The organism is Gemmatimonadota bacterium, assembly GCA_040388535.1.
Lineage (GTDB): Bacteria > Gemmatimonadota > Gemmatimonadetes > Gemmatimonadales > GWC2-71-9 > Palsa-1233.
Genome location: JAZKBR010000001.1, coordinates 420,821 through 433,216, shown reverse-complemented (window position 1 = coordinate 433,216; position 12,396 = coordinate 420,821). Strand labels below are relative to the sequence as shown.

Genomic DNA, 12,396 nt, shown 5'->3' with positions numbered 1-12,396 from the left:
CTATTCACAGTAATTCCAAAGGCATTTCATGGCGTCCAAGAAGCGCGCAGAGCGAGAAGTCTCGGCTGGCGGCATCGTGTTCCGACGCGATCCCGACCAGACCGCGCGCTTCCTCCTGATCCGGGATTCCTATCAGCACTGGGGCTTTCCCAAGGGGCACCTCGAGGACGAGGAGACGCCCGCCGATGCGGCGATGCGCGAGACCCGGGAAGAGACCGGCCTCGAGCAGCTGATTCATCAGGGCCCGATCCGGATCATCGACTGGCACTTCCGCTTTCGCGGGCGCTACATCCACAAGTTCTGCCACTTCTTCCTGTTCGAGTCTCCGGCTGGCGACGCGGTGCCGCAGGTCGATGAGGGAATCACGGCGGTGCGCTGGGAAGTGCTCGACAAGGCGCTCGAGGTGCTCAGCTACGACAATGCCCGCGGCGTGCTGCGGCGCGGCGCCGAGATGGCGCGTACCCTGGTCGCGGTCGGGCAGGGGCGGCCGAAGGGACGGCCCGCACCAATCCCCCCCGCCAGTAATGCTCTCTAGTCGCTAGTCACTATTCTCTAGTCTCTAGTTTCTGCGTGCGCTCACCTTCGAGGGGATCTCTGCCGGTCGTCGCCGCGCTGCTCGAGCGGCGCCCCGCGATCCTCGCGTTGCGGCGAGCGCTCCCCGCATCGGTTGCCAAGCTGCTGACAGCGCGTTCACCAACGCATCTTGCCGCACTCCTCTCCCGCAACATCCTCGAAGCGATCATCCTCGGACCGGAATCGGTGCGCGGCGTGGTGCTGCAATCGCTGCGGCGCGATTTCCCTGGGGTGCCGCTCCTCCTCTATGCCCCGTTGCGATCGGATGACGCCGACCTGGTGCTGCGAGCACACCGCGATCGGGTCGCGGCGCTCGCCCTCGAGGGGCTCGATGAGCCGGTGCTCGGCCGCCTGGTCCGCCGACACGGGCTCACTGCCCGGCGCCAGGAGGAGTTGATCCCGCTCGGCCCCCGCCTCGGCCTGCTAGAGCCACTGCAGCAGCGGGCCTGGGTCGAGGTCGTGACGGGGGCTCCGGGGGGACTCACGACGGCGGTACTGGCGCGTAGACTCAAGGTCCGGAGAGAGACCCTTTCCCGGAGCTTTGCAGCGGGGGGGGCGCCCTCGCTCAAGCGGGCAATCGACGCGGTCCGGCTGGTGGCCGCCGGGCAGCTGCTCGGGAATCCCGGGTACCGGGTCGCCGATGTGGCGCAATTGCTCGGATTTTCTTCGGTATCGCTGCTGCAGCGGACCGCGCGGCGGACCTTCGGGGTCTCGGCTCGGGGGCTGGCCCTGCTCGACGGGAGCCATCTCGCCGCGGCCCTGCAGGGAGACGGCCCCCCGGCCGGCTGGGCGTAACCTGCGGCTTGTATGGACTGTGGCTTTGTGACTATTTTCACAAGCTGTACAGGAACCTGATTCACCCCTCTTCCGACCGAGTACCATGGCGACGGATTCGATGCTCCGCCCCGGCGAACTGAAGGACATTCTCCTCAAGGAGATCGAGGCAGCCGACCTCGGCTCGATGGACGTCAATGACGTCGGCACCGTCCTCGAAGTGAAGGACGGCATCGCGCTCATCTATGGCCTCAAGCGGGCGATCGCGGGCGAAATGCTCGAGTTCACCGCGCGGGAGACCGGCGACACCATCACCGGCCTCGTGCTCAACCTCGAGCAGGACTCGGTCGGCGCCGCCATCATGGGCGACTACCTGAAGCTCAAGGAAGGCGATGAGGTGCGTTGCACCGGCCGCCTCCTCGAGATCAAGACCGGCCCGAAGATGCTCGGCCGCGTGGTCGACGCCCTGGGCCTGCCGGTGGACGGTCTCGGACCGATCGACACGGTGAATGCGCGTCCGGTCGAAATGATCGCGCCGGGCATCATCGTGCGTCAGCCAGTGACCGAGCCGCTGCAGACCGGCATCAAGGCGATCGATGCGATGATTCCGATCGGCCGCGGCCAGCGCGAGCTGATCATCGGCGATCGTGGCACCGGCAAGACCGCCATCGCGATCGACACGATCATCAACCAGAAGGGCACCGGCGTTGTCTGCGTCTACGTCGCCATCGGGCAGAAGCGCTCGACCGTGGCCACCGTGGTGCAGAAGCTGAAGGATGCCGGCGCGATGGATTACACCGTCGTCGTCGTCGCCTCGGCCTCCGACCCGGCCCCGCTGCAGTTCATCGCGCCATACACCGGCTGCGCCATCGCCGAATACTTCATGTATGAAGAGGGGAAGCCGACCCTCTGCGTGTACGACGACCTTTCCAAGCAGGCCGCCGCGTACCGCCAGATGTCGCTGATTCTCCGCCGCCCGCCGGGCCGCGAAGCGTATCCGGGCGACATCTTCTACCTGCACTCCCGTCTGCTCGAGCGCGCCGCCAAGATCAGCACCGATCCGGAGCTGACGAAGAACGATCCGCGCATCAAGGTGCCGGGTGGCTCGCTGACGGCGCTGCCGATCATCGAGACCCAGGCCGGCGACGTCTCGGCGTACATCCCGACCAACGTGATCTCGATCACCGACGGTCAGATCTTCCTGCAGACCGACCTCTTCTACGCCAACGTCCGTCCGGCCGTCGACGTCGGCATCTCGGTCTCACGCGTCGGTGGTAACGCCCAGATCAAGGCGATGAAGAAGGTCGCCGGTCCGCTGCGTCTCTCGCTGGCGCAGTACCGCGAGCTCGAGGCCTTCGCGCAGTTCGGTTCCGACCTCGATGCCGCCACGCAGCGTCAGCTTGCGCGCGGCGCCCGCATGGTCGAGATCCTCAAGCAGCCGCAGTACCAGCCGGTGCCGGTCGAAGAGCAGATTGCCTCGCTCTACGCCGTCACCAACGGCCACCTCGATGCGGTGGACGTGAAGAACATCCGTCAGTGGGAAGCAGACTTCCTCGCGTGGGTGCGCACGTCGCGCACGCAGGTCCTGGAACTGCTCCGCGAGAAGAAGGCGCTGACCGATGACGTCGAGGCCGAGCTGAAGTCGGCGATCGAAGCGTTCATCCCGATGTTCTCGCCGGCGTAAGATGGCAACGAATCGTGCGCTCAAGGGGCGCATCCGCTCCGTCACCAACACGCGCAAGATCACGCGGACGATGGAGCTGGTCGCCACTTCCAAGCTCAAGCGCGCGCAGGATCGCGTGGTGGCAGCGCGCCCGTACGCGCAGGCGTTGCAGCAGGTCATCGCCGACCTGGTGACGCCCGATCTCGCCGACCAGTTCCCGCTGCTGCGTCGGCCGTTGCCGCCGAGCAAGGGTGGTCCCGCGCGCGCGGTCATCATCCTGCTCACTTCGAATCGCGGCCTTGCGGGTGGCTTCAACGCCAACCTGATCAAGGAGGCGCGCCGCCGGATCGAGGCGCTCGAGGGCGAGGGCTATCAGGTCGAGCTCGTCGGCGTCGGCAAGAAGGGCGTCGGCTTCTTCCGCTACATCGGTCGCAAGTTCCGCAGCGAACGCCCTGACATCGGCGATCGCCCGACGGCCGATCACGCGTCGTCTCTGGTCGAAGATCTGATGGTCGAGTACGCCGAAGGGAATCTCGGTGTGGTGGAGCTGATCCAGTCGCAGTTCATCAGCGTGCTGACCACGCCACCGACCACGGTGCGCATTCTTCCGATCGAGCCACCGGCGAACAAGGTGGAAGAGGGGAAGAAGGGGTATCGCCCCGATTACATCCTGTCTCCTGATCCGGCGACGCTGCTGGAGCAGGTGCTGCCGCTCTACGTCCGCAACATGGTCTATCGCGGCCTGGTGGAGACGGTGGCGGCCGAGCAGGCCGCGCGCCGGACGGCAATGAAGAACGCGACCGACAACGCCGGTGATCTGATCGACAAGCTCAAGCGGACGTACAACCGTCAGCGGCAGGCGCAGATCACGCAGGAGATCGCGGAGCTCGTTGGCGGGGCCGCCGCCCTGTAGGCGGCGACCCCGGTGGTGCCGCGCTTGCGCGGCACCGGTTTCAAGCAGGCTGGGAGTACTGAAGTTCAAGCGACGTTAAGACCGGTGCCGCGCGAGCGCGGCACCACCGAGATTCGGGATTTACGGAGAGTTCATGACCGCTACCGCGACCAAGACCATTGGCACCATCGTCCAGATCATCGGCCCGGTGCTCGACATCGAGTTCCCGCCCGACCAGCTGCCGGAGATCTACAACGCCGTCACGGTCGACGACACCAGCGGCCCGCTGCCGGTGCGGCTGACGGCCGAGGTGCAGCAGCACATCGGACGCAACCAGGTGCGTGCGGTCGCGATGAGCTCGACGGACGGCGTCTCGCGCGGGATGCAGGCCATCGACACGGGCGCAGCGGTCTCGGTGCCGGTCGGCAACGCTGCCCTCGGACGCATCCTCAACGTGCTTGGCGATCCGGTCGACGGCGGTCCTGCCATCGAGAAGAGTGTCGAGCGGTGGCCGATTCACCGCCCGTCGCCGGCCTTCACGGCGCTCGAGCCGAAGACCGAAATTCTCGAAACCGGCATCAAGGTCGTCGACCTGATCGCCCCGTTCGTGAAGGGCGGCAAGATCGGCCTCTTCGGCGGCGCCGGCGTCGGCAAGACCGTCGTCATCCAGGAGCTCATCAACAACGTCCAGAAGGGACACGGCGGCAAGTCGGTCTTCTGCGGCGTCGGTGAGCGCACGCGCGAAGGGAACGACCTCTACCTCGAGTTCAAGGAAGCCGGGATTCTCGGCTCCGTGGCGCTGATGTTCGGTCAGATGAACGAGCCGCCGGGTGCGCGTCTGCGCGTCGGGCTGTCGGGCCTCACCATCGCCGAGTACTTCCGCGATGTCGAAGGCCAGGACGTGCTGCTCTTCGTCGACAACATCTTCCGCTTCACCCAGGCGGGTGCCGAAGTGTCGGCACTGCTCGGGCGGATGCCGAGCGCGGCAGGGTATCAGCCGACGCTGGCGACGGAGATGGGCGACCTGCAGGAGCGGATCACCTCGACCCGGAACGGTTCAATCACATCGGTGCAGGCGATTTACGTTCCAGCCGACGACCTGACCGACCCGGCGCCGGCGACGGCGTTCGCCCACCTCGACGCGACGGTCGTGCTCTCGCGCGCCATCTCCGAGCTCGGCATCTATCCGGCCGTTGACCCGCTCGACTCGACCTCGCGCATCCTGGCGCCGCAGTTCATCGGTGAGCGGCACTACAACGTCGCGATCGGCCTGCAGCGCACCCTGCAGCGCTACAAGGCGCTCCAGGACATCATCGCAATTCTCGGCATGGACGAGCTCTCCGAGGAAGACAAGCTGGTCGTCGGCCGGGCGCGTCGCCTCCAGCGCTTCCTGTCGCAGCCGTTCTTCGTCGCCGAGCAGTTCACCGGCTTCCCGGGCAAGTACGTCAAGCTCGAAGAGACCGTCGCCTCGTTCGAGCGGGTGCTCTCTGGCGAGTTCGACCACCTCCCGGAGCAGGCGTTCTACATGCAGGGCGGCATTGATGACGTAATCAAGCGCGCCAAGGAGCTGCAGGGTTGATGCGCGTCACGGTCATCTCTCCCGAAGCCGCTGTCTTCGACGGCGAGGCGGATTCCGTCATTGCGCCGGCGTTCGACGGTGAACTGGGCATCCTGGCGAATCACGCGCCGTTGATGACGGTGCTCGGCACGGGCGAGCTCAAGGTGCGGGCCGGTGGCGGCGTGCGTCGCTTCCATGTGCAAGGCGGCTTCCTGCAAGTCGTCCAGAACAGTGTCCGCATTCTGGCCGAACATGTGCAGGGAGTATCTGATGCGTAAGAATCGTTTCGCAGCAGCGGCATTTGCCGTGCTGGCCGTGGCCCCGCTGGCCTCCGTCGCCGCCCAGTCCACCGGGACGCCGATCTACGCCGCGCCGTACCGCGCCTTCGCCAAGAGCGAGATCGGCCTCTCGCTTTCCGATCCGGGCGATGGCTTCGCCCTCGAAGGGTCGTACCGCACCTCGTTCTCGAAGAAGATCGACCTCGGCTTCCGGGGCGGCTTCACCGATCGCTCGGGGCGCAACGGCACCGACATCCTGCTCGGCGCCGATCTCCGTGCCCGGGTGCTCGATCACAACGAATCGTTCCCGCTCGATGGATCGTTCACGCTCGGCCTCGGAATTCAGAGCGGCGATGGCTTCACCGTCGGCTATCTCCCGATCGGCTTCTCGATGGGACGCCGTGTGCTGCTCGAAGGGTCGAACGTGTCGCTGGTGCCGTATGTGCATCCGGTGCTGACGCCGATCTTCGGTGACGGCAGCGGGACCGATTTCTCGCTTGGCTTCGGCGTTGATGCCCGGATCAATCCACGACTCGACCTCCGCTTCAGTGCGGCGCTCGGTGATCGTGACGGCATCGGCTTTACGGTCGCCTTCCTCCGCTAGACCTCAGGAGTCGTAAATGTTTTCTCGCGCCCTCGTGCTCTCGCTGCTCGGGGGCGCGCTCGTTTCCGCCCCAGCCGCCGCCCAGTCGCTCGGCCTTCCCGTCGTGAATAACGGCGTGCCGACCGGCATCAACCTCGCTGTCGACGCCGGCTTCTCGAACGCCGATGCCGGCAAGGCCACCACCGTCGGCGCGAGTGCGTCGGTCGGTCTCGGCTTCTTCGGTGTCACCGGCACCATCGCGCGCTACAATCCCAAAGTGGGCGACGGCGTGTGGGCACCTGGCGTGAGCGGCTCGCTGCGCATCTTCGGCGGCCCGCTGATTCCGCTCCGGGTGATGGTGCAGGCCGGAGTGTCGCACTGGTCTATCGGGGACTACAAGTACACCCATGTTCCGATCTCGCTCGGCATTGCCGCGACGATTCCGTCCCCGGGGATTTCGATCAAGCCATGGGTCGCGCCGCGGATCGACATCCTGCGACACCCGAACATCGATTGCTGCAACATCACGACCGGCACCGATTCGCATTTCGGCATCAGCGGCGGGATCGATCTGACGCTGCTGAGCGGAATCTCGATCCGCGCCGCCTATGACCGGATGTCGTACAGCGGGGTGAAGCCGTCGATTCTCTCGTTCGGGGTGGGGTTTCAGCCCTGAGCTAGCTCGCGCCGCGCGAACGGTCCTGACGCGTAATTTCCGGTGGTGCCGCCCTTGGGCGGCACCGGTTTCCGATTTGCACCAAGTTCCCCTTGAACTGACGAACTACCGCCTCGCTTGAGGCCGTGTCTGGTTGAAGGCGAAGACCGGTGCCGCGCGAGCGCGGCACCACCGTCATTCTCCCCCGCCTCCCCGTCTCCCCCTGAAACCCTAGGTATCGCCTCCCCGTACTCTCCCCTAGACTCTCTAAGGGAAGCCCCGTGGCCGATACCGTCACCCTCCTTCGCGGCGCGCTCGACGCGCTGGTCCTCAAGGCCCTGACCTGGGGCCCTACTCACGGCTATGGCGTGGCCCGCTGGATCGAGAGCGTGACCGACGACGCGCTTCGGATCGAGGAAGGGTCGCTCTACCCGGCGCTCTATCGTCTCGAGCGTCGCGGCTGGGTCGAGAGCGAATGGGGCGTCTCCGATGCCGGCCGGAAGGCTCGCTTCTACAAGCTCACCCGCGCGGGCCGCACCCAGCTCAAGGCCGAGACCCACAACTTCACCATGTTTGCGCGGGCGATCTTCAAGGCATTCGAGGCGACGCCCGATGTCGCCTGAGCGCGAAGAGCTGCGCGGCGCTGGCGGTGCGGCGTGGCGTCGCTTGCGCTCGCTCTTCCGGCGCGACAGCGGCGCCGACGTCGACGCCGAACTCGCTTTCCATCTCGAAATGCGCGAGGCCGACTATCGCGCCCGCGGGCTCACGCCCGACGCGGCACACCGCGCGGCCACCGAACGCTTCGGCAGCGTCCGCCAGATCAGCCACGAATGCACCCAGCTCGCCTCTCGACGCGAGCGCGCCGTCACCAGGATGGAACAGATGATCGACTTCCGGCAGGACCTCCGCCTCGCGGTGCGCTCGCTCTGGCATCGCCCCGCGTTTGCCCTCACGGCGGCGTTCGCCCTCGCCCTCGGCATCGCGGCCACGCTCGCCGTGTGGGCGCTGGTCGATGGCTATCTCTTCCGACCGTTGCCGCTCAGGGAAGGGAAGCGGCTCGTCGTCGTCGCCGAGCAGAGCGCCGCGAACACCACGCCATCTTCCGTCTGGTACAGCAACTATCGCGACATCAAGAGCCGCACTGATCTCTTCGATGACGCGGTCTATTTCGACAACACGATGCTGAGTCTCCGGGTCGGCAGTGCCGAGCCGACGGTGAATCTGTTCGAGACTACCAGCGGCAACTACTTCCGCGCCTTCGGCGTGCCGCTCTTCCTTGGTCGCGGCTACACCGAGCAGGAGGAGACGGAGCGCGCTCGCGTCGTCGTGCTGACTCACGCGTTCTGGCTGTCGCGGTTTGCGGGTGCCAGCGATGTGATCGGGAAGCAGGTGCAATTCAACGGTGTGCCGTTCCAGGTGATCGGCGTGGCGGCTCCCGGATACGCCGGGATGCGACAGTCGCTGCTGCACGCTTCGGGCTTCCTGCCGTTCACGACCGAGTTCGCGCTGACCGGTGGCGACGGCAACATTCCCGCCGACTCGCACGGACGCGTCGCGGCGACGCTGAAACCCGGCGTCACGCTCGCGGCCGCGCGCGCGGCCTTGGTCACGCTGAGCGCCCAGGAGCGGCAGGAGCACGCCAACCTCTCGCCGGGCCATCGGTTGATGATTGAATGGGAGACGCGCACCCGGCCGGATATCGCCGTGTCCGGCATCATTCCCTGGGCGGCGGCGATCTTCCTGGTGCTCACCGGACTGGTGCTGCTGATCGGTTGTACCAATGTCGCCGGGTTGTTCCTGGCTCGTGCCTCCGCCCGCCGCGGTGAGATCGCGGTGCGTCGTGCGCTCGGTGCGACGACGGGGCGAATGGTCCGACTGGTGGTTACTGAATCGATGGTGCTGGCCCTGCTCGCCCTGGTGTTCGCGGCGCCGCTGACCTGGCTGATGTTGCGGTCGTTCAGCAGCATCCGGATGGAGACCGATTTCCCGGTGCGCTTCTCGGTCGAGCCGACGTGGGGGCTACTCCCCGTGGCACTTGGCATTGCGGTGATCGCCGCGCTGCTGACCAGCATCGCGCCGGCGCTTCATGCTGCGCGGTTGCCTTTGCAGGAAACACTCAAGGATGGTGGACGCGGTGGCAGCGGTGGGAAGAAGCGAAGGGTCGCGCGCACCCTGCTGGTGGGGGCGCAGGTCGCGGTGTCCTTCGTGCTGCTGGTGTGTGCCGCGCTCTTTGCGCGCTCCGTGCAGGCGGCCACCACGCTCGACCTCGGTTTCCGTCCGGCTGGCGTCGTGATGGGGACCAGCGATCCCGAGATCCTGCGCTACGACCGCCCCCGCACCGAGCGCTTCTATCGCGACTTGCTGGCCCAGGCGCGGGCCCTGCCCGGCGTGAAGTCGGCGTCGTTGAGTCGAGATATCCCGCTCGGTTACAACAACAGTTCGCACGATCTCTATCTCGATCACGACATCGGGGTTCCCGACAACCGGATTGGTGTCGGCTACAACGTTGTGTCGCCGGACTATTTCGCGACGCTGGGTTACCGCCTCCTCGAAGGACGCGACTTCGTTGTCCGTGATGACAGCAGCGCTGACCGGGTGGTCGTGATCAATGCCCAGATGGCGAAGCAGTACTGGCCTGGGGCGTCGGCCCTCGGCCGACGGTTCCGTCTCGAGAAGGACGGCGCGTGGTTCACGGTGGTCGGGGTGGTGGGCAGCGGGCGATACACCTTCGTGAACGAATCGCCGAAGCCGTACTTCTACATGCCGATGGCGCAGCGCTACCGCTCGCAGATGACACTCGAACTGCTTGCCCCGGGCAACGAGACCGCCGCGATGCTCGCGATCCGGCGCCTGGTCCACGAGCTCGATCCCGATATGCCGGTCGGCGATGTGCGTACGATGCAGGTGCACCTGGAGGGCGGCCTCGCCTTCCTCTTTCCGAAGATTGCCGCCATCGTCGCCGTCGCGATCGGCTTGCTGGGGCTGATCCAGGCCGTGGTCGGACTCTACGGCGTGGTGGCGTTCGGTGTCGCCGAGCGGACGCGCGAGATCGGTATCCGGATCGCGATCGGCGCGCGCCCGGGCGATGTGGTGCGCGGCGTGATGCGCGAGGGGCTGATGCTCACCGGCGTCGGGATGCTGATTGGCGTGATTGCGTCGCTCGGTGTCGCGCAACTGACGCGCGCGATCCTGGTGGGCGTCGGTGCGACCGACCCGGTGGCGTACCTCGCGGCGGCGGTGCTGTTGTTGTCGGTGACGACGCTCGCCGCCTGGCTCCCGGCCCGGCGTGCCGCCGCGACCGACCCGACGGTGGCGCTCAGGGAGGGGTAACCGCGCGAGCGTCCCGTCGGTGGTGCCGCGCTCGCGCGGCACCGGTCGTCGCGCCGCGCCAAGGCCCCGATCGCCCGCGCCGAACCCCGTCGGTGGTGCCGCGCTAGCGCGGCACGGGTCTCTGCGATCGACGAAGCCACGCTTGAGCCGGATTATTCTCGATATACCGCGCGGTCGCTTCGAGTTGACGACGCCCTCGAATGACCTGATCCCAATACCGGCGGTGCCAGATGGTTTCCCAAGGCGCCACCAACCGCTCCCGGCGCAAGCGGCGAATTGAGTTGCCTTTGAAATGAGCCATCAGCCCACCGAGGGTCCCACAGCGATTTGTCGGGACGTCGTTCCACCCAATGAGCGCGTGGAAGTGATCCGGCATGACCACCGACGCGGTGCAGCTGATCCAGAAGCGGGCACGGAGAGTTGATTCCCACTCATCCGCCACGACTCGGCCGATCCGACTGAGCACTACGCCGTCCTTTTCAAGTTCGCCAAGCAACTGTCGTCGCCCCTCGGTAACGCACGTGACGAAGTACCATCCCGGTGTTGCATAGTCGAAGTCGGGGAGTCGGCGGCCGATGGGCATGGAGGAATTGACTGACGAGGGGACAGAAGGACTGCAGGCTTCGAACGCAACGGGTGGCGCGCGAGCGCGGTACCACAGAGGGCCCCTTGAGCGAGAGCAGTCGCGGGGCAGGGACCGGTGCCGCGCAAGCGCGGCACCACCGGGATCTCCGGAGGGCTCCTAACCTCCCCCCTCCCTCCTCCCATTCGCTATCCTTCCCCCCGTGCCCACCTCTCCGCTCTATCGCGCGTTCGCGTCTTTCGCTGTTCCACTCGTGCCGCTGGCATTGCGCGACGCGCGGCAACGTGCAGCCCACGCGGCTCGGCTGGCGACGCCGGCAGCGCTCGAGGCGTGGGCGAGTCAGCATCGGGATATGAGCCGCGATCTGGCCTGGTTCCACGCGTCATCGGTGGGTGAAGGATTGCAGGCGCGCGCGGTGCTCGAGGCGTATCGCACCTTGAACCCGAATGACCAGATCATCTACACTCATTATTCGCCATCGGCCGAGTCGTTTGCGGCATCGATCGGCGCCGAGTGGGCTGGATATCTGCCCTATGATCGGGCCGATGATGTACAGCGCGTGCTGCGCGCTGTACGGCCGAATCTGCTCGTCTTCACCAAGCTCGATCTCTGGCCCGAACTCGCGACCCAGGCCGCTGCGGCGGGGTGTCGCGTCTCGATGGTGGCCGGCACGGTCTCGGCAGACAGCAATCGTCTGCGCTGGCCGTCGCAATCGCTGACCGCGCCGGGGTACGCCGCCCTCCACTTTGTCGGAGCAATCGCCGAGCCCGATCTCGCCCGGCTCATCGCCCTCGGCTGCGATCCCGAAAAGGTCACCGTGACTGGTGATCCGCGAATCGATTCTGTTCTGGAAGTGATGTGGGCCGCGAGCAATGAACCCGTTCCGGTCGAACTGGGACCGATACAAAATGTCCTGGTGGCCGGCAGCACCTGGCCCGAAGACGAAAAGATTTTGATGGAAGCAATGGGTCACGTGCATGCGCGCTTTCCCGATGCCCGGCTGATGCTGGTGCCGCACGAGCCCACGCTCGCGCATCTGCTCGATATCGAAGCGGCCTTCGTTCCGGGCGCGCTTCGCCCGCCAGTGCCGCTCGCATCACTTGCCCCCGGTGACGAACCGGAGATTCTCGTGATCGATCGCGTCGGGATGCTCTCGAAGCTCTATGCCGCGGGTGCGATGGCCTACGTGGGCGGCGGCTTCGGTCACCGCGGGATTCATTCAGTGCTCGAGCCTGCCGCGTGGTCGCGGCCGGTGATCATCGGCCCGAATGACCGCGGCAGCCGCGACGCCGCGATGCTGGCTGCCGGCGGTGGCCTGGTCCGCCTCCCGCGGCACAACGCCGTCGCTGCGCTGGTGGAGCAGTGGTGCCGCTGGCTCGAAAATCCGATGGAGTGCGATCGCGCCGGCCGGGCCGCGCGCAATGCTCTCGAGCAAGACCGCGGCGCGGCGCGGCGGAACGCGGTGCTGCTTTAGAACGAATCGGCCGTCCCTAGAATGGCGGTGGTG

General features: G+C 66.4%; 11 protein-coding genes. All 11 read left to right on the top strand.

Annotation, left to right across the window (positions count from 1 at the left end; all coding sequences use genetic code 11):
- Nucleotides 1-28 precede the first annotated feature (28 nt).
- The 11 genes from V4558_02005 (at nucleotide 29) to V4558_01955 (ending at nucleotide 12,363) form a co-directional block, all read left to right on the top strand.
- The gene (locus V4558_02005; GenBank protein ID MES2304249.1) at nucleotides 29-535 is read left to right on the top strand and encodes an NUDIX domain-containing protein; all 507 of its coding nucleotides are present in this window, start codon (nucleotides 29-31) and stop codon (nucleotides 533-535) included.
- Nucleotides 536-570: 35 nt separating this feature from the next.
- Entirely contained in the window at nucleotides 571-1,368 is a 798-nt protein-coding gene (locus V4558_02000) for a helix-turn-helix domain-containing protein (GenBank protein ID MES2304248.1), read from the top strand.
- 85 nt (nucleotides 1,369-1,453) lie between these two features.
- Nucleotides 1,454-3,031: a F0F1 ATP synthase subunit alpha gene (gene atpA / locus V4558_01995; GenBank protein ID MES2304247.1), complete on the top strand. Its 1,578-nt coding sequence runs from the start codon at nucleotides 1,454-1,456 to the stop codon at nucleotides 3,029-3,031.
- Nucleotide 3,032: 1 nt separating this feature from the next.
- On the top strand, nucleotides 3,033-3,923 hold the full coding sequence (gene atpG, locus V4558_01990) for an ATP synthase F1 subunit gamma (protein ID MES2304246.1): 891 nt from the start codon (nucleotides 3,033-3,035) through the stop codon (nucleotides 3,921-3,923).
- A 133-nt stretch (nucleotides 3,924-4,056) separates the two neighbouring features.
- On the top strand, nucleotides 4,057-5,481 hold the full coding sequence (atpD, locus tag V4558_01985) for a F0F1 ATP synthase subunit beta (GenBank protein ID MES2304245.1): 1,425 nt from the start codon (nucleotides 4,057-4,059) through the stop codon (nucleotides 5,479-5,481).
- Nucleotides 5,481-5,738 carry an ATP synthase F1 subunit epsilon gene (gene atpC / locus V4558_01980; protein ID MES2304244.1) on the top strand — a complete coding sequence of 86 codons (258 nt, stop codon included), beginning with the start codon at nucleotides 5,481-5,483 and terminating at the stop codon, nucleotides 5,736-5,738. The genes atpD and atpC overlap by 1 nt, the downstream gene beginning before the upstream one ends.
- Nucleotides 5,731-6,342 carry a hypothetical protein gene (locus V4558_01975; protein ID MES2304243.1) on the top strand — a complete coding sequence of 204 codons (612 nt, stop codon included), beginning with the start codon at nucleotides 5,731-5,733 and terminating at the stop codon, nucleotides 6,340-6,342. The genes atpC and V4558_01975 overlap by 8 nt, the downstream gene beginning before the upstream one ends.
- Nucleotides 6,343-6,358: 16 nt before the next feature.
- Nucleotides 6,359-6,997, top strand: a complete 639-nt coding sequence (locus V4558_01970; protein ID MES2304242.1) for a hypothetical protein — start codon at nucleotides 6,359-6,361, stop codon at nucleotides 6,995-6,997.
- A gap of 260 nt (nucleotides 6,998-7,257) precedes the next feature.
- Nucleotides 7,258-7,599, top strand: a complete 342-nt coding sequence (locus tag V4558_01965) for a PadR family transcriptional regulator (protein MES2304241.1) — start codon at nucleotides 7,258-7,260, stop codon at nucleotides 7,597-7,599.
- Entirely contained in the window at nucleotides 7,589-10,306 is a 2,718-nt protein-coding gene (locus tag V4558_01960; GenBank protein MES2304240.1) for an ABC transporter permease, read from the top strand. The genes V4558_01965 and V4558_01960 overlap by 11 nt, the downstream gene beginning before the upstream one ends.
- A gap of 785 nt (nucleotides 10,307-11,091) precedes the next feature.
- Nucleotides 11,092-12,363: a glycosyltransferase N-terminal domain-containing protein gene (locus tag V4558_01955; protein ID MES2304239.1), complete on the top strand. Its 1,272-nt coding sequence runs from the start codon at nucleotides 11,092-11,094 to the stop codon at nucleotides 12,361-12,363.
- The last annotated feature ends 33 nt before the right edge of the window (nucleotides 12,364-12,396 follow it).

What these genes read in the sequence shown, in the direction of transcription:
- atpG (MES2304246.1), top strand. Translation starts at nt 3,033, where the DNA reads ATGGCAACGAATCGTGCGCTCAAGGGGCGCATCCGCTCCGTCACCAAC.
- V4558_02005 (MES2304249.1), top strand. Translation starts at nt 29, where the DNA reads ATGGCGTCCAAGAAGCGCGCAGAGCGAGAAGTCTCGGCTGGCGGCATC.
- atpC (MES2304244.1), top strand. Translation starts at nt 5,481, where the DNA reads ATGCGCGTCACGGTCATCTCTCCCGAAGCCGCTGTCTTCGACGGCGAG.
- V4558_01970 (MES2304242.1), top strand. Translation starts at nt 6,359, where the DNA reads ATGTTTTCTCGCGCCCTCGTGCTCTCGCTGCTCGGGGGCGCGCTCGTT.
- V4558_01960 (MES2304240.1), top strand. Translation starts at nt 7,589, where the DNA reads ATGTCGCCTGAGCGCGAAGAGCTGCGCGGCGCTGGCGGTGCGGCGTGG.
- atpA (MES2304247.1), top strand. Translation starts at nt 1,454, where the DNA reads ATGGCGACGGATTCGATGCTCCGCCCCGGCGAACTGAAGGACATTCTC.
- V4558_01975 (MES2304243.1), top strand. Translation starts at nt 5,731, where the DNA reads ATGCGTAAGAATCGTTTCGCAGCAGCGGCATTTGCCGTGCTGGCCGTG.
- atpD (MES2304245.1), top strand. Translation starts at nt 4,057, where the DNA reads ATGACCGCTACCGCGACCAAGACCATTGGCACCATCGTCCAGATCATC.